This window comes from Polaribacter vadi (genome assembly GCF_018861005.1).
In the GTDB taxonomy this organism is placed as follows: Bacteria; Bacteroidota; Bacteroidia; order Flavobacteriales; family Flavobacteriaceae; genus Polaribacter; species Polaribacter vadi_A.
The window spans coordinates 1-17,327 of sequence record NZ_JAHKQL010000006.1 but is presented as its reverse complement, the minus strand read 5'-3'; the positions used below and the strand labels follow the sequence as shown (position 1 = coordinate 17,327).

The window sequence follows — 17,327 nt, the reverse complement described above, 5'->3', positions numbered from 1 at the left end:
AATGGCAAAAGTTAAAAAAGGGGTTTACGATTTTCTAAGAGGAAGTTTCCTTACAGATGAATCAGCTTTTAAAAATTGGCGAATTATCATTTTTGTGGTGCTATTGATGTTAATTATGATTTATAGTGCTCATAGTTCTGAAAAGAAAGTATTCGAAATATCAGAATTAAATAAAAGAAAAAGAGAATTAAGAGCAGAGTACGTAGATACAGGTACCATTTTAATGAGAATGAAAATGGAATCTAGTATTAGAGAAAAAGCAAAAGCAAGAGGATTAAAACCATCAGAAACTCCTCCAAAGAAAATAAAAGTAACGATTAAAGACTAATAAAATTGGCAACTCACAAAAAAAGCATACTTACCAAATTCTACATAGTAGCTTCTTTTATGACGCTAATTTTGTTTGCAATCATTTTTAGGGTTGTAGATATTCAATACTTTCAAGGAGAAAAATACAAAAAACTTTCTACAGAGCTTACAGTTAAGCAATTTACAATTGCTGCAAATAAAGGAAATGTTTATGCTGCAGATGGTAATTTGTTAGCAACTTCAATGTCTAAATACACTATTAGAATGGATGTTGTGGCTGTAAATGGTAACGTATTCGAAAAAAATATTGCAGCTTTATCTAAAGAGTTGTCAAAAATGTTTGGTAGATCTGCAAGTTATTATCAAAATAAATTAAGGACAGCCAAAAAACGTAAAAATAGGTATTTGTTAATCGCTCGAAATGTTGGGTATAATGATTATCTAAAAATGAAAACATTTCCAATTTTTAAATTAGGTGTTTATCAAGGTGGTTTTATTGCAGAGCATAAAACTGTACGTGCGCATCCTATTGGTAAAATTGCAGAACGTACAATTGGTTATGATGATTTTAGAGGAGAAGCTGGTATTGAGGGTGCTTTTGCTGATTTTATGCAAGGTGAAAATGGCTTGCGTTGGAAACAGAAAATTGCAAAAAATCAATGGAAACCAATTTCTGATGTAAATGAAAAAGAGCCCATAGATGGTCATGATATTATTACAACTATAGATGTAAATATTCAAGACATTACACATCACGCATTATTACGTCAGTTAGAGCGTTTTGAAGCAGATCATGGATGTGCAGTAGTTATGGAAACTGTAACAGGAGAAATTAAAGCGATTTCTAATTTAGGAAGAACATCAAAAGGAAAGTATTTTGAAAAGAGAAATTATGCAGTTTGGGAAAGTCATGAACCTGGATCTACTTTTAAACTAGCAAGTTTAATGGCAGCTTTAGATGATAAAGTTATTGATACCTCTACAGTGGTTGATACAGAAAAAGGTAGGATTTACATCAATAAAAGAAAAGTAGAAGATTCTAGAAGAGGTGGTTATGGTAAAATTTCTGCAGCGCGTGTTTTTGAGGTTTCATCTAACGTGGGTATTGTTAAGTTGATAAAAAAGCATTACGATCATCAACCAGAAAAATTTATTGATAAAGTAGAAAAATACGGATTTACAAAACCAATTGGTTTTCAAATTAAAGGTGAAGGAAAACCTTATGTGCCAAAACCATCAGACAAAAGTTGGAGTAAAATTTCTTTAGAATGGATGTCTTGGGGATATGGAATTTCTGTAACACCAATGCAAACACTTATGTTTTATAATGCTGTTGCTAACAATGGAGTTATGGTAAAACCGCGTTTTGTAAAAGAATTAAGAAGAGAAGATAAAGCAGAAAAGGTTTTTGAAACTGAGATTATTAATCCACAAATTGCATCCGAAGAAACTTTAAATAAGATTAAAAAAGTGATGGAAAATGTAGTCATTAAAGGAACTGCAGATAATATTTATTCTCCAAATTTTTCTATGGCAGGTAAAACTGGTACTGCTAAAAAATACATACCAAGAACAAAAAATAGTAAAGGAGAATGGGAAGGTGGTTACTATTCTACAAAAGAATATGTGGCTTCTTTTGCAGGTTTTTTTCCTGCTGATGAACCAAAATACTCGTGTATAGTTGTGGTGCATAATCCTGATAAAAAGAAAGGGTATTATGGAGCAACTGTTGCAGCACCAGTTTTTAAAGAAATTGCTCAGAAAATTTATACAACAACGCCTATTGATAATCAATCTGTAGATGATAAAGTAGAATTTGCAGCAATAGATGATCAGTATAAAAAATACAACAAACTTTTAAGTGTAGATTTTACAAAAGTACCAAATGTAAAAGGGATGAATGGAATGGATGCCATTTCTATGTTAGAAAATATAGGCTTAAAAGTAAAATTTTCTGGAGTTGGGAAAGTAAAATCGCAATCTATTAAAAAAGGAGAAAAGTTAGTAAAAGGAAGTACCATTATTTTAAAATTATCATAAACTGAAAAATTTACAAGACATATTATATAAGGTTGCTATCAAACAAGTGTTTGGTATTACCAATATTGATGTAAATCAGATTGTTTTCGATTCTAGAAAAATTGAAAAGAACGATGTTTTTATTGCGCAAAAAGGTGTGCAAGTAGATGGGCATTTATATATAAATAAAGCTATTGATTTAGGTGCAACTGCAATAGTATGCGAAGATTTTCCTTCGGATAAAAAAGAAGGAATAACTTATATTCAGGTTGATGATGCAAATGTTGCTTTGGCAATTATGGCTTCTAATTTTTACGATAATCCATCAACAAAATTTCAAGTTGTTGGGGTAACAGGTACAAATGGTAAAACCACAATTGCATCACTTTTATATCAATTATTTAATAAAGCTGGTTATAAAGTGGGTTTATTATCAACCGTAAAAATTTTGGTTGATGAAACAGAATTTAAAGCCACACATACCACTCCAGATTCAGTTACTATTAACAGGTATTTAGATATGATGTTAGAGGCTGGTGTTGAGTATTGTTTTATGGAAGTGAGTTCGCACGGAATTCATCAAAAAAGAACAGAAGGTTTAACTTTTGCTGGCGGAATTTTTACAAACCTTTCTCACGATCATTTAGATTATCATGCAACTTTTGCTGAGTACAGAAATGTAAAAAAACAATTTTTTGATGCTTTGCCTAAATCGGCTTTTGCATTAACAAATTTCGATGATAAAAATGGCAACTTTATGTTGCAAAACACCAAAGCTAAAAAATACACTTACGCTTTAAAAACATTAGCAGATTATAAAACTAGAATTTTGGAAAAACAACTTTCTGGAACTTTAATTTCTGTGGATGGTACAGAAGTTTGGACCAAATTAATAGGTGTTTTTAATATCTATAACCTCACTGCAATTATTGCAACTGCAGAATTATTAGGCTTAGATAAATTAGAAATATTAACCATTGTAAGTCAGTTAGAGAGTGTTAGTGGACGTTTTCAGTATACTATTTCAGAAGATGGAATTACTGCAATTGTAGATTATGCACACACTCCAGATGCATTAAAAAATGTATTAGAAACCATTAATGATATAAGAACCAATAACGAAAATGTAATTACAGTTGTAGGTTGTGGTGGTGATAGAGATAAAACAAAAAGACCAAAAATGGCAAATATTGCATCGCAATTAAGTAACCAAGCCATTTTTACTTCAGATAACCCAAGAACAGAAAATGCACAAACCATTTTAGATGAAATGGAAGTTGGGGTTTCTGCAGAAAACTATAGAAAAACATTAACAGTATTAGATAGGAGACAGGCTATAAAAACAGCGTGTAAAATTTCTAAAACTGGAGACATTATTTTAATTGCTGGAAAAGGACACGAAAATTATCAAGAAATAAATGGAGTTCGTACTCATTTTGATGATTTAGAAGAAGTTACTAATTGTTTCAATCAACTAAAAAAGAAGTAGAAATGCTGTATTATTTATTCGAATATTTAGAAAGTCAGTTTAGCATTCCAGGCGCAAGTGTGTTTCAATTTATCACATTTAGAGCTGCAGCAGCTTTTATTTTGTCTTTATTAGTTTCTTCTATTTATGGTAGAAGAATTATCGATTTTTTAAGAAAACAACAAATAGGTGAAACTGTAAGAGATTTAGGTTTAGAGGGGCAAAAACAAAAATCTGGTACACCAACAATGGGAGGTGTTATCATTATTTTGGCAACTTTAATCCCTGTTATTTTATTAACAAAATTAGATAATATTTACATCGTAATTCTAATAATAACTACAGTTTGGATGGGTTCTATTGGTTTTTTAGACGATTATATTAAAGTCTTTAAAAAAGACAAAGAAGGTTTAAAAGGTAAATTTAAAGTTCTTGGGCAAGTTGGTTTAGGTGTAATTGTTGGTTCTATGCTTTATTTTAATGATGGTGTAACTATAAAAGAACAATTGCCAGTAGAACAGCAAGTTGTTCAAGAAAATGGAAAGAGAAAAGTTTTTGGAGAGGCACATAAATCAACCAAAACAACAATTCCTTTCTTTAAAAATAACGAGTTTGATTATGTAAAACCTTTAAGTTTTTTAGGTGATGGTTATCAAAAATATGGTTGGGTTATTTTCATTTTTATCACCGTTTTTATTGTAACAGGTATTTCTAATGGAGCAAATTTAACAGACGGAATTGATGGGTTAGCTGCAGGATCATCAGCAATTATTGTTATTACACTAGCAGTATTTGCATGGGTTTCTGGTAATATAATTTTTGCAGATTATTTAGATGTAATGTACATACCAAATTCTGGAGAAATGACAGTTTTTATACTTGCTTTTGCAGGAGCTTTAATTGGGTTTTTATGGTACAACACATATCCTGCTCAAGTTTTTATGGGTGATACTGGTAGTTTAACCATAGGTGGTATTATAGCAGTAATTGCAATTTCGATTCGTAAAGAATTGTTGTTGCCAATTTTAGCAGGAATTTTTGTGGTAGAAAACCTTTCTGTGATTATGCAAGTTTCTTGGTTTAAGTACACCAAAAAGAAATTTGGAGAAGGACGAAGGATTTTTAAAATGGCGCCTTTGCATCATCATTATCAGAAGTTAAATTATCACGAAAGTAAAATTGTAGTTCGCTTCTGGATTATCGGAATTCTGTTAGCAGTTTTTACAATTGTTACTTTAAAATTAAGATAAAAATGAAGAGACTAGTTGTTCTTGGAGCAGGAGAAAGTGGAGCTGGAACAGCAATTTTAGGCAAACAAAAAGGATATGATGTTTTTGTTTCAGACAAAGGTTTAATATCAAAAAAGTACAAAGAAGTTCTTTTACATAACGAAATAGATTTTGAGGAAAATCAACATACAGAAAGCAAAATTTTAAATGCTGATGTTGTAATGAAAAGTCCTGGTATACCTGATAAAGTTGCCTTAATTCAAAAATTGATTAAAAATTCGATTCCAGTAATTTCTGAAATTGAATTTGCAGCACAATTTACGGATGCAAAAATTATTGGTATTACAGGTTCTAATGGTAAAACAACGACCACATTATTAACGCATCATATTTTAAAAAACGCAGGTTTAAATGTTGGTATTGCAGGTAATATAGGTGACAGTTTTGCAAAGCAAGTGGTAGAAAACGATTTTAAAAACTATGTTTTAGAAATCAGTAGTTTTCAGTTAGATGGTATTATAGATTTCTGCCCACACATTGCAATTATAACCAATATTACACCAGATCATTTAGATAGATATGAATATGATTTTGATAAATATATAGCCTCAAAATTTAGAATTACTAAAAATCAAAAACCAACTGATTATTTAATTTATGATGCAGATGATGAAGCAATAAATAATTGGTTAAAAGTTAATAAAACAAGCGCAAAATTGGTTCCTTTTTCGCTTGATAAAGAATTAGAATATGGAGCTTACATCAAAGAAAATACAATAATGATCAATATAAATAAAGAAAAAATAAACATGCCAATTTCAACATTATCAGTGAAAGGAAAACACAATACAAAAAATGCTATGGCTTCTGCTATGGCTGCACAATTGTTGAGTGTAAGGAAAGAGTTTATTAAAGAAAGTTTGGCAGAGTTTGAGGGTGCAGAGCATCGTTTAGAAAATGTTGGTAAAATAATGGGTGTAGAATACATAAACGACTCTAAAGCGACTAATGTTAACGCAACTTTTTATGCATTAGAATGTATGGAAAAAACAACAGTTTGGATTGTAGGTGGTGTAGATAAAGGAAATGATTATGCAGATTTGTTGCCATTAGTTAGAGAAAAAGTTAAGGCTATTGTTTGTTTAGGTTTAGACAATACCAAAATTAAAAACATGTTTGGCAATGTTGTAGATTTTATTGTAGAAACTGCAGGTGCAGAAGAAGCAGTAAAAGTATCTCATAAATTGGCAGAAAAAGGAGATGCAGTTTTGTTATCACCAGCTTGTGCAAGTTTCGATTTATTCGAAAGTTATGAAGATAGAGGCCGTCAATTTAAAAATGCAGTTAGAAATTTATAATAAATAAAATCCTAGTTTTTAAAAAGAGATAAATAGGAAATGAAAACCGTTTTTCAACATATAAAAGGAGATAAAACCATTTGGGCAATTGTTGCTATTTTGGCGGTTTTCTCATTTATGCCAGTGTATAGTGCAAGCACGAACTTGGTATATGTTGTAGGCTCTGGTTCTACTTTTGGGTATCTAATAAAACATATGGTTTTATTAATTATGGGTTTCGCTATTATTTATGGAGTACATAAAATACCATACAGATATTTTTCCGGAGGCTCAGTTTTAATGCTGCCAATCGTAATTATTCTATTGATTTTTACTTTAATGCAAGGTACAGTAATAGAAGGTGCAAACGCGAGTAGATGGATTCGTATTCCGTTTGTTGGTGTTGGTTTTCAAACATCAACTTTAGCTGGTTTGGTATTAATGGTTTATGTAGCAAGATATTTGGCAAAGAATAAAGAGAAAGAAATAAAATTTAAAGAAAGTATTTTTCAACTTTGGTTGCCTGTAGCTATAGTTTTAATATTGATTTTACCCGCAAACTTTTCTACAACAGCTATTATTTTTGTAATGATTTTAATGGTTGTTTTTATAGGTGGATACCCAATAAAATATATAGGGATCATTTTAGGAGCAGGTATTTTAGCATTAGCATTTTTTGTTTTAATAGCAAAAGCATTTCCAGAAGCAATGCCAAACAGAGTGCAAACCTGGCAAAATAGAATAGAAAATTTTTCTGATAAAGAAAGTAAAGAAGCCTATCAAGTAGAAAAAGCGAAAATAGCAATAGCAACAGGAGGTCCAATTGGTAGAGGTCCAGGAAAAAGTGTACAGAAAAATTTTTTACCACAATCATCATCAGATTTTATTTTTGCAATAATTATAGAAGAATATGGTTTGGCTGGCGGACTTATGGTAATATTTATATACTTTCTATTGTTGTTTAGGATTTTTGTGGTTATTAGAAAAACGACCACAATTTTCGGAACTTTATTGGTGGTTGGTGTAGGTTGTCCCATAATTTTTCAGGCAACCATAAATATGGCAGTTGCTACAAATTTGTTTCCTGTAACTGGACAAACATTACCATTAATTAGTAGTGGAGGTACTTCTATCTGGATGACTTGTTTTGCACTTGGAATGATTTTAAGTGTAAGTGCATCAAAAGAAGAAACAGAAGAAGATATTTTAGATGATAACCCTTTAGATATTTTGCATGAAACGATATAACATACTTATTTCTGGAGGAGGAACAGGAGGTCATATCTATCCTGCAATTGCAATCGCAAATGAAATAAAATTGCGATATCCAGAAGCAAACTTTTTGTTTGTAGGTGCAAAAGATAAAATGGAAATGGAAAAGGTGCCACAAGCAGGTTACAAAATTAAAGGCTTGTGGATTTCTGGTATTCAAAGAAAAATAACATTCAGTAATTTAATGTTTCCAATTAAATTCATTAGCAGTTTAATTAAAGCATCAAGTATAATAAGACAGTTTCAGCCAGATATTGCTATTGGTACAGGAGGTTTTGCAAGTGGGCCAACATTAATAATGGCAAGTAGAAATGGAGTGCCAACATTAATACAAGAGCAAAATTCTTTTCCAGGAATAACGAATAAGTTATTAAGTAAAAAAGCTCATAAAATATGTGTAGCGTACAATAATTTAGAACGTTTTTTTTCTTCGGATAAAATTGTAAAAACGGGTAACCCTGTTCGTCAAGATTTGTTAAATATTTATACAAAAGTTGATGAGGGAAAACAGTTTTTTAAGTTAGATAAAACAAAGAAAACAGTTTTAGTTTTAGGAGGTAGTTTAGGTGCAAGAAAAATAAATCAGTTAATAGAAAGTAATTTAGAGTTTTTTAAAAAACAAGAAGTTCAAGTAATTTGGCAATGTGGTAAATTTTATATTGATGATTATAAGAAATACGGTGATTTAGAGCATACTCAAGTACATCAATTTATCAATAGAATGGATTTGGCATATGCAGCTGCAGATTTTGTGATTTCTAGATCAGGTGCAAGTTCAGTTTCTGAATTATGTATTGTAGGTAAGCCTGTAATTTTTATTCCTTCTCCAAATGTGGCAGAAGATCATCAAACAAAAAATGCAAAAGCAATTGCAGATAATCATGGAGCAATTTTATTACCTGAAAAAGAAATAGACACATTTCCAATTGTTTTTGAAACCTTATTAAAAGATAAAGGGAAACAAGAAAACTTATCAGAAAACATTAAAGAATTGGCTTTGCCAAGTGCAACAACGAATATTGTAAACGAAATAGAAAAGTTATTAAATAAGTGAATTTAAAAAATATACATAACGTTTTTTTCATAGGTATTGGAGGTATAGGTATGAGTGCAATTGCACGCTATTTTACAGCTAATAATAAAGCTGTGGCTGGTTATGATAAAACTCCTTCTCAAATTATAAATGATTTAGAGAAATCAGGAGTAGAAATTCATTTTAATGATGTTGTTAAAAACATTCCAATTTCATTTTTAAATAAGGATAAAACTTTGGTTGTTTATACGCCTGCAATTTCTAAGAATCATAAGCAATTAAATTATTTTATACAGAATGATTTTAAGGTTTATAAAAGATCAGAAATTTTAGGAGAAATTACAAAATCTACCTTTTGTTTAGGTGTTGCAGGTACGCATGGTAAAACAACAACATCTTCAATTTTAGGTCATATTATGGCAGATGTAAATGCAACTTCTTTTTTAGGCGGAATTGCAGAAAACTACAATTCAAACTTAATTTTAGGAGAAGATAAAATTTCTGTAGTAGAAGCAGATGAATTTGATAGATCTTTTTTACAATTAAGTCCTAACATTGCTTGCATAACTTCTATGGATGCAGATCATTTAGATATTTATGGAGCCCCAGAAGCTTTACGAGAATCGTTTTTTGCATTCTCACAAAAAGTGTCAGATACTTTAATAGTTGCCAAAGGCTTACCTATAGAAGGATTAACTTATGCTATAAATGAAGATGCAGATTATAAGGCATTTAACTTAAGGGTTAAAAACGGAAAGTATATTTTTGATGTACAAACACCATCAGAAAAAATATATGATATAACGTTTCTTTTACCTGGTAATCATAATATAATGAATGCTTTGGCAGCTTTAGCTATGGCAGATGTATATGGAGTTTCTTTAGAGAATATCAGAAAAAGTTTAGCAACATTTAAAGGTGTTAAACGTAGGTTTTCTTATAAGATTAAAACCAATGATTTTGTTTTGATTGATGATTATGCACATCATCCAACAGAAATAAATGCAGTAGAAAGTGCAGTTAGAGAAATGTATCCAAATGAAAAAGTGTTGGTTGTTTTTCAGCCGCATTTGTTTTCTAGAACAAAAGATTTTATAGATGATTTTGCAAATGCCTTATCAAAGTTTGATGAAATATTGTTATTAGATATTTATCCTGCTAGAGAAGAACCAATAAAAGGAGTAACCTCTGAGTGGTTATTAAATAAAATTGAGAATAGCAACAAAAAGTTGACCCAAAGAATACATTTGGTTAAAGATATTAAGAATTCAGCATCAAAAATAGTAGTAATGTTAGGTGCAGGTGATATTGGAGTAATGATAAATGAGGTTACAGAACAATTTTTAAAACCCCAAGAAAATGAAGTTTAAAAAGGTTTTAAAATACGCTCTATTTCTTTTATTAATAGCTAGTTTAGGGTTTTTGTATAGTTTTTCATCTATAAGAAATCAAGAAAAAAAAGTATCAGAAATAGTAATAGAATTTGAAGATGGAGACAATAATTTCTTAACACATTCGATGGTTAATAAATTGTTAATACAAAATGACTCGAGTGTGATAAACCAAGCAAAATCTGTGATAAATTTATACGGTTTAGAAAAACAGGTAGCAAAGAACCCTTATGTAGAAAAAGCATCTGTATTTTTAACCATAAATGGTACACTTAAATCTATCATAAAACAAAGAACTCCTGTAGCAAGAATTATTGCTGATGGTAGTTCTTATTATGTTGATAAACAAGGAGTAAAAGTACCTTTGTCAGAGAATTATTCAGCAAGAGTTATCTTGGTTTCTGGTATAGAAAAAGAGGAAGATATTAAAGAAATATTGCCTTTAATATCTAAAATTCTAGGGGATGATTTTTTGCGAAAAGAAGTTGTTGGAATTCAGAAATCTGACGTTTCTGAGTATAAATTTTCTGTAAGAAGTGGTAATTATAAAATCGATTTCGGAAAATTAGAAGAAGTTGACGTAAAATTTAAAAAATTAAAAGCGTTTTATAATAAAACATTTTTGGATAAAACTATTCAAAATTATAAAACAATAAATGTAAAATATCACAACCAAGTTGTGTGCACTAAATAAACTAAAATGGAAGATAATAAAATAGCTGTTGGTTTAGATATTGGTACAACCAAAATAGTTGCCATGATTGGTCGTAAAAACGAATATGGAAAAATTGAGGTTGTTGGTATAGGTAAAGCAAAAAGTTTAGGCGTTAAACGTGGTGTAGTAAGTAATATTACACAAACTATACAATCTATACAACAAGCAGTAGATGAAGCAGAAAGTGTATCTGGTGTTAAAATTGAAGAAGTTGTAGTAGGTATTGCAGGTCAGCATATTAGAAGTTTACATCATAGCGATTATATCACAAGAAATAATGCAGATGAAGTAATTGAAGATGTAGATATAGATGATTTGGTAAACCAAGTACATAAATTGGTAATGTTGCCAGGGGAAGAAATTATTCATGTGTTGCCACAAGAATTTAAGGTAGATTCTCAAGCTGATATTAAAGAACCAATAGGTATGTATGGAGGTCGTTTAGAAGCTAATTTTCATGTAGTTGTTGGGCAAGTTTCATCTATCAGAAATATTGGAAGGTGTGTAAAAAGTGCAGGTTTAGATTTAAGTGAAATTACTTTAGAACCTTTGGCATCAGCATCTGCAGTATTAAGTCAAGAAGAAAAAGAAGCAGGTGTTGCTTTAATTGATATTGGTGGTGGTACAACAGATTTAGCCATTTTTAAAGATGGTATTATTAGACACACAGCTGTAATTCCTTTTGGTGGTAATGTTATAACTGATGATATTAAAGAAGGCTGTTCAATTATAGAAAAACAAGCTGAATTGTTAAAAATTAAGTTCGGTTCTGCTTGGCCAGGAGAAAATAAAGAAACAGAAATTGTATCAATTCCTGGTTTAAGAGGTAGAGAACCAAAAGAAATTACCTTAAAAAATCTATCAAAAATTATACATGCTAGGGTTCAAGAAATTATAGAGCATGTGTATTTAGAAATAAAAAATTACGGACATGAAACTGCAAAAGGAAAACTTATTGCAGGTATTGTGTTAACTGGTGGTGGTTCTCAATTAAAACACTTACGTCAGTTAGTAGAATATATTACTGGTATGGATGCTAGAATTGGGTTTCCAAACGAACATTTAGCAGGCGATTCTGATGAAGCACTGTCAAGCCCTTCTTATGCAACAGCAGTTGGTTTGTTAATGGAAGGTTTAGAAAAAGAAATAAAAATTGAAGAGGTTGTAGAAGAAATTGTAAATGAACAAACTGAAGAAGAAACAGAAGAAGATACAACACCAAAAGTAGAAATTAAGGCAAAGCCAAAAAAGAAATCTTTCTTCGAGAAGTTTACAGAAGGATTAAAAGATTTTTTAGATAATGCTGAGTAAGATCAGTAAAGAATAATAGAAAGAACAAACAACAATATAAATTTAAAAAGATAAACGTTATTATGAGCGCAGAATTTGATAACATTTTATTTGATATGCCAAAAACACAATCTAACACCATAAAAGTAATTGGTGTTGGTGGTGGAGGTAGCAATGCTGTAAACCACATGTTTAAGCAACACATTAACGGAGTAGATTTTGTAATCTGTAATACAGATGCACAAGCTCTAGAAAATAGTCCTATTCCTAATAAAATTCAATTAGGTGCAAACCTTACTTCAGGTTTGGGTGCAGGTGCAAATCCAGAAATTGGAGCACAAGCTGCTAAAGAAAGTATGCAAGAAGTACAGCAAATGTTAAATACCCAAACAAAAATGGTATTTATTACTGCTGGTATGGGTGGAGGTACAGGTACAGGAGCTGCACCTATAATTGCAAAAATTGCAAAAGATATGGATATTTTAACGGTTGGTATTGTAACAATGCCATTCGCTTTTGAAGGTAAAAGACGTACAAAACAAGCACAATTAGGAATTGATCAACTGCGCCAAAATGTAGATTCTTTAATTGTTATCAACAATAATAAATTAAGAGAAGTTTACGGAAATCTAGGTTTTAAAGCTGGTTTCTCTAAAGCTGATGAGGTTTTATCTACTGCATCTAAAGGTATTGCAGAAGTTATTACACATCACTATAAACAAAATATTGATTTACATGATGCTAAAACTGTACTATCTAATAGTGGTACAGCAATTATGGGTTCTGCAAAAGAAGAAGGAGAAACAAGAGCCAAAAATGCAATTGTTAAAGCCTTAGATTCACCTTTATTAAATGATAATAAAATTACAGGAGCCAAAAATGTATTGTTGTTAATAGTTTCTGGTACTAGTGAAGTTACATTAGATGAAATAGGAGAAATTAATGATTATATTCAAGATGAAGCTGGTTATGATGCCAACATTATTATGGGTATTGGCGAAGATGAAGAATTAGGAGATGCTATTTCTGTTACCATTGTTGCCACAGGTTTTGCAGCAGATCAACAAAGTACAATTACAAATACAGAGGTTAAAAAAGTAATTCACACTTTAGAAGATGAGCAAAAAGCAACTTATAATTTTACAGAAAAAACAATTACAAAGCAACCAACAATAAATACACCTTTAGCTACAAATAGAGCCGAAGAAAAAATAGTACACACTTTAGTTGAAGAAGTTGAGGATACTAAACCTAAAATGGATTTAGTAAAAACGAATGCTATTATTGCAAGTATGCCAGTAGAATTCGAAGAAGTTTCTAATACTATAATTTCTGAGGATGACTTTATTATTACTGATATTGTTAAAGAAGAAAAAATAGAAGAAGAGCCAAAACCTATACAAACTGATTTGTTGTTTGATTTGCCTTTAAATTCTTACACAGAAGTTACAAAAGACGATGAAATAAAATTTAGCATTACAAACGAAGAAAAGGAAGTAAATGTTAATAATATTGAAGTGTTTGGAGCAACAGAAATTGTAGCAAAAAAAGAAACACGTTACGTTTTAGAAGATTTTGCAGCAGAACCAACAATTGGTAAGAGTTCTAGAATTACTGAAGAAAGAAAAATTGCAGAAGAAGAAATTAAGTTTGAGCTAAAATCAGCTACTCCAAATGAAGTTAATAATATAGAAACTTTAAGTGAAGAAGTTTCTCCTATGGATTTAACTATAAATGAGTTGCAAAAAAGAGCAGAAGAAAGACGTAAGAATATGAAAAAATTCAATTACGACTTTAAAGAGAACTTAAATAAAAACATAGATGAAATAGAACGCCAGCCAGCTTATAAAAGACTAGGAGTAGATTTAGATAAGAATATGACTACAAGTAAAACTAAAACAGCGTTAAAAAAAGATGAAGAAGGTATTGATTTTAAATCAAATAACTCTTTTTTACATGATAATGTAGATTAATTTTTAAGTTTTCATTAAATTATAAAAGTCACATCGTTTTGATGTGACTTTTTTTTGTAAATTGTTATCAAACAAGTAATAACCCCCAATTATACCGTTAGTCGACACTTTAAAGTAAAGCAACTTTTTTTAAAGTTTTATAGTTAGTCCACTCTGTATCTTTGACCAAAATCTAGGACAATGAAAACAACACAAAAAAAAAACAAAACATTTAAACTATTCTTATTAATTCTTTTAGTAGGATTTTTCGGGTATGCACAAGACGAACCTTTTAGTTGCGATTATAATGCATATTTATTTCAAAGAAATGATATTTATGCATTAGATTTAGCTTCAGGAAGTTCTTATTTAGTAAAAGAAAATGTTACAGAAGGTAATGTTAATGCTGTAGGTTACAATCCTACAGATGGGTATATTTGGGGAGCATTAACTGATGGCTCTCAAACAATTGTAAGAATTGGAAAGAGTTTTAATGTAGAAAGTTTTTATGTAGATGAACTGCCTACTTCTAGCATTTATATTGGTGATGTTAATTCAGAAGGAATCTATTATTTAAAAGGAGGAGGAACAACTTATTATACAATTGATTTAAATCCAAATTCTGAAAATTATACAAAATTTATAAGTCAAGGAACATTTTCTATAAATTTAAGTATTCATGATTGGGCATTTAATGCTGTAGATGGGTATTTATATACTGTAGAAAAAGGTACAAATCATTTATACAGAATAAATGGAATAACAAGTGAAATTGTAGATTTAGGTGAAGTGCCAATTTTAAAAGGATTAAATTATCATTTTGGAGCCGTTTATTTTGATGCTTCTGGTCGTTTTTATGTGTCTGCAAATCAAACAGGTACAGTGTATGTAATTAAAGACGTACAGTCTTTAGAATCAGGAGATACAATGGATTCTAATCTTTTTGCATTCGGACCTTCTAGTAGTTCTAATGATGGTGCAAGATGTCCTACAGCTCCTGTACCACAAGAAGATTGTATTAATGGTTTAGATGATGATGGAGATGGTTTAACAGATTGTGATGACCCTTCTTGTTCTGGTGTTGCAGAATGCCCAGTTATTGTACCAGAAGTTTCTAGTGGTAATGATGGTGGTTTAGAAAGTAACGATCGTTTATCACAAAAAATTAATCAGAGAAATTATTTAAGAGTAAAAGACAATCATAAATTTGATATTCAAACTGCTAAAAAAGTAGTAAAGACTAAAAAATATAAAACATCAGTAGCAAAAAATGAAAATATTGCTTTACAAGATTTAATTCCTTTAGATGTAATAGAAGGTGCAACAGCAGTAGAATCTTCTGCTACAGATTTAGTTGATATTACAAATGCTACAGAATTATATTCTTTAGATTATGTAAAAAATAACGAAACTATAGCAGTAGTATTAGCAACAAAAACAGAAGATGGTGTTTATGAACACACTAAGTTTATTTGTGATCGTTTATTAGGTGCAGAATTATTATCTGTCTCTACAATTGAGTTATTTCAAGAAAGTGATGAAAATGGAGAAGGAGAAGGGGTTCATTTTATAAAATCAATTATAAAAAATAGTAATGGTAGTAAAGAATTTGTTTTAAGTTTTTCTGGTAGATTAATTAATAATGACGAAAACTTTCAAATTGATAGCCATTGGAATATAGATAAATACGAAGCAGGTGCAACATATTACAACTTCCAAATTTGGGCAAGTAGTATAGATGATTTATTAACACTTGGTCATGAAGCATTAGAGTTGTTCGAAGTACAAAAGCCAATTACAAATTACGATACATCATCTCCACCACCAATATTTGTTAAAAAAGGTGAATATGTAAACGGAAAATTAGAGTTAGAATTAATTAATGTTAGAAGAAGTTCTTCTGCAGTAATAGATGCTGGTTTTAAAAGAACAGAAACTTCAGATACAGAATACTTTAATAATACAATTCAATTAAATGGTAACTATATAGAACACGTAACAATAGAAACAGGAAACATTTTTGATATCGGTTTTAGAATTGAAAATGAGTTTAATTTAACTCCTGATGATTTGTTTATGTCTGATGGTGTTTGGGGTAAAGACGATTCACCTGCAGGTACAACTGTAACTGAGTTTACAATATCTCAAAACGATAATGTTTATACAGGAAGTGGCTATAGAGTAGAAAGAAATATTTCTTTAAAAGCAAATACAAGTGAGTATGTTGCAGTCTTTAGATCTTTTACACCAAGATTTACAGCATTAGATTTATCAGAATACGATGTTTTAGAGTTTGATGCAAGTGGTACAGGAGATATAGAAATTACAATACTTAAAGAAAGTGTAGATGCTTGGGAAAGCCAATTTAGAACAACAGTTACATTAACAGAAGGAGAAACGCATTATGCAATACCTTATTCTTATTTTAAATCAACAACAGAAGGTGATATAGATTTAAGTGATGCTGTAAATATGGTCTTTACGATGTCTTCTGATGGACAAACAGCGGTTGATAAAGAATTGGAACTAAAAAACATTGAGTTTACACAACAAGCTTTAAGTGTAGGATCTGAGGTTATTGCTGAAAATGAAAGCATCATTTATCCTAATCCTTTAAGTACAAAAACTAATATTCGTTTTTATTCAGAAATAGATACTAAAACTAAAATTGAAGTGTATTCTTTAACAGGTGCTTTAATTAGAAGAGTAGAAGTAGAAACTCAAATAGGGAATAATAGTATAGAATTGTTTAGACAAGGCTTAAAAAGAGGTTTATATTTAGTAAAAGTCTCTAATGATTATAGAAATTATACTGCAAGTAAATTGGTAGTAGATTAGTTTAATAAATAGTTAATATTAAATTTAACCATCAAAAAGTTTATCTTTTTGGTGGTTTTTTTGTTTTATTTTGATTTTTTTTCTGATGCTCGTAAACCATCAATGCTATAAAAAATGATTTTTAGGGCTGATTTCTTGTTGTTTAGATTGTAACAAAATAAATTATATCTCGTCTTAAGTATGTAATCAATTTAACCAAACCTTATGAAATCAATATACACAAACACAACAGAAAGAGGAATTTTAACATCAACTTATAAAAGAGAAATTAAACAAAGTATTTCAGTCTCTAAAAGAGCTACATTATCTAATTTTAAATCTATAATAGAAAGTCATCAAGATCATGTACAAAGCCAAACAGGTACTATATTAAGAGTTGCTTTGTTTTTTGTAGCAATAATTAAAATTGTTTATTAATTAAAAAGTATTTGTAAAAATAAAAATCCATCTTTTTAGCTAGTCATGGTCGGAAGA

At 30.2% G+C, this 17,327-nt stretch carries 13 protein-coding genes; all 13 read left to right on the top strand.

The features are described 5' to 3' along the window. Position 1 precedes the first annotated feature (1 nt). A complete protein-coding gene (locus tag KO506_RS04915; RefSeq protein WP_215993781.1) occupies positions 2 to 328 on the top strand; it encodes an FtsL-like putative cell division protein in 327 nt (108 codons plus the stop codon). 59 nt (positions 329 to 387) lie between these two features. After that, a complete protein-coding gene (locus KO506_RS04910; RefSeq protein ID WP_215993828.1) occupies positions 388 to 2,349 on the top strand; it encodes a penicillin-binding protein in 1,962 nt (653 codons plus the stop codon). Between the two features lies 1 nt (position 2,350). After that, complete coding sequence (locus tag KO506_RS04905) at positions 2,351 to 3,817, top strand: UDP-N-acetylmuramoyl-L-alanyl-D-glutamate--2,6-diaminopimelate ligase (protein ID WP_215993827.1); 1,467 nt, start codon at positions 2,351 to 2,353, stop codon at positions 3,815 to 3,817. Positions 3,818 to 3,819: 2 nt separating this feature from the next. Next, complete coding sequence (gene mraY, locus KO506_RS04900) at positions 3,820 to 5,046, top strand: phospho-N-acetylmuramoyl-pentapeptide-transferase (RefSeq protein ID WP_215993780.1); 1,227 nt, start codon at positions 3,820 to 3,822, stop codon at positions 5,044 to 5,046. A 2-nt stretch (positions 5,047 to 5,048) separates the two neighbouring features. Further along, complete coding sequence (gene murD, locus KO506_RS04895; RefSeq protein WP_215993779.1) at positions 5,049 to 6,383, top strand: UDP-N-acetylmuramoyl-L-alanine--D-glutamate ligase; 1,335 nt, start codon at positions 5,049 to 5,051, stop codon at positions 6,381 to 6,383. 39 nt (positions 6,384 to 6,422) lie between these two features. Next, positions 6,423 to 7,610, top strand: coding sequence for an FtsW/RodA/SpoVE family cell cycle protein (locus KO506_RS04890; RefSeq protein WP_215993778.1), 1,188 nt, complete (start codon positions 6,423 to 6,425; stop codon positions 7,608 to 7,610). Beyond that, on the top strand, positions 7,597 to 8,688 hold the full coding sequence (gene murG, locus KO506_RS04885) for an undecaprenyldiphospho-muramoylpentapeptide beta-N-acetylglucosaminyltransferase (RefSeq protein WP_215993777.1): 1,092 nt from the start codon (positions 7,597 to 7,599) through the stop codon (positions 8,686 to 8,688). The genes KO506_RS04890 and murG overlap by 14 nt, the downstream gene beginning before the upstream one ends. Continuing rightward, a complete protein-coding gene (gene murC, locus KO506_RS04880) occupies positions 8,685 to 10,037 on the top strand; it encodes a UDP-N-acetylmuramate--L-alanine ligase (RefSeq protein WP_215993776.1) in 1,353 nt (450 codons plus the stop codon). The genes murG and murC overlap by 4 nt, the downstream gene beginning before the upstream one ends. Continuing rightward, positions 10,027 to 10,752, top strand: a complete 726-nt coding sequence (locus KO506_RS04875) for a cell division protein FtsQ/DivIB (RefSeq protein ID WP_215993775.1) — start codon at positions 10,027 to 10,029, stop codon at positions 10,750 to 10,752. The genes murC and KO506_RS04875 overlap by 11 nt, the downstream gene beginning before the upstream one ends. Positions 10,753 to 10,758: 6 nt before the next feature. Beyond that, positions 10,759 to 12,084, top strand: coding sequence for a cell division protein FtsA (ftsA, locus tag KO506_RS04870; protein ID WP_215993774.1), 1,326 nt, complete (start codon positions 10,759 to 10,761; stop codon positions 12,082 to 12,084). A gap of 62 nt (positions 12,085 to 12,146) precedes the next feature. Further along, a complete protein-coding gene (ftsZ, locus tag KO506_RS04865; RefSeq protein WP_215993773.1) occupies positions 12,147 to 14,036 on the top strand; it encodes a cell division protein FtsZ in 1,890 nt (629 codons plus the stop codon). A gap of 180 nt (positions 14,037 to 14,216) precedes the next feature. Further along, positions 14,217 to 16,853 (top strand): T9SS type A sorting domain-containing protein, encoded by a 2,637-nt coding sequence (locus KO506_RS04860; protein WP_215993772.1) that lies wholly within the window; start codon positions 14,217 to 14,219, stop codon positions 16,851 to 16,853. A gap of 204 nt (positions 16,854 to 17,057) precedes the next feature. Next, entirely contained in the window at positions 17,058 to 17,270 is a 213-nt protein-coding gene (locus KO506_RS04855) for a hypothetical protein (protein WP_215993771.1), read from the top strand. Positions 17,271 to 17,327 lie beyond the last annotated feature (57 nt).

What these genes read in the sequence shown, in the direction of transcription:
- murD (WP_215993779.1), top strand. Translation starts at nt 5,049, where the DNA reads ATGAAGAGACTAGTTGTTCTTGGAGCAGGAGAAAGTGGAGCTGGAACA.
- ftsZ (WP_215993773.1), top strand. Translation starts at nt 12,147, where the DNA reads ATGAGCGCAGAATTTGATAACATTTTATTTGATATGCCAAAAACACAA.
- KO506_RS04860 (WP_215993772.1), top strand. Translation starts at nt 14,217, where the DNA reads ATGAAAACAACACAAAAAAAAAACAAAACATTTAAACTATTCTTATTA.
- KO506_RS04915 (WP_215993781.1), top strand. Translation starts at nt 2, where the DNA reads ATGGCAAAAGTTAAAAAAGGGGTTTACGATTTTCTAAGAGGAAGTTTC.
- KO506_RS04875 (WP_215993775.1), top strand. Translation starts at nt 10,027, where the DNA reads ATGAAGTTTAAAAAGGTTTTAAAATACGCTCTATTTCTTTTATTAATA.
- mraY (WP_215993780.1), top strand. Translation starts at nt 3,820, where the DNA reads ATGCTGTATTATTTATTCGAATATTTAGAAAGTCAGTTTAGCATTCCA.
- KO506_RS04890 (WP_215993778.1), top strand. Translation starts at nt 6,423, where the DNA reads ATGAAAACCGTTTTTCAACATATAAAAGGAGATAAAACCATTTGGGCA.
- murG (WP_215993777.1), top strand. Translation starts at nt 7,597, where the DNA reads ATGAAACGATATAACATACTTATTTCTGGAGGAGGAACAGGAGGTCAT.
- KO506_RS04910 (WP_215993828.1), top strand. Translation starts at nt 388, where the DNA reads ATGACGCTAATTTTGTTTGCAATCATTTTTAGGGTTGTAGATATTCAA.
- ftsA (WP_215993774.1), top strand. Translation starts at nt 10,759, where the DNA reads ATGGAAGATAATAAAATAGCTGTTGGTTTAGATATTGGTACAACCAAA.
- KO506_RS04855 (WP_215993771.1), top strand. Translation starts at nt 17,058, where the DNA reads ATGAAATCAATATACACAAACACAACAGAAAGAGGAATTTTAACATCA.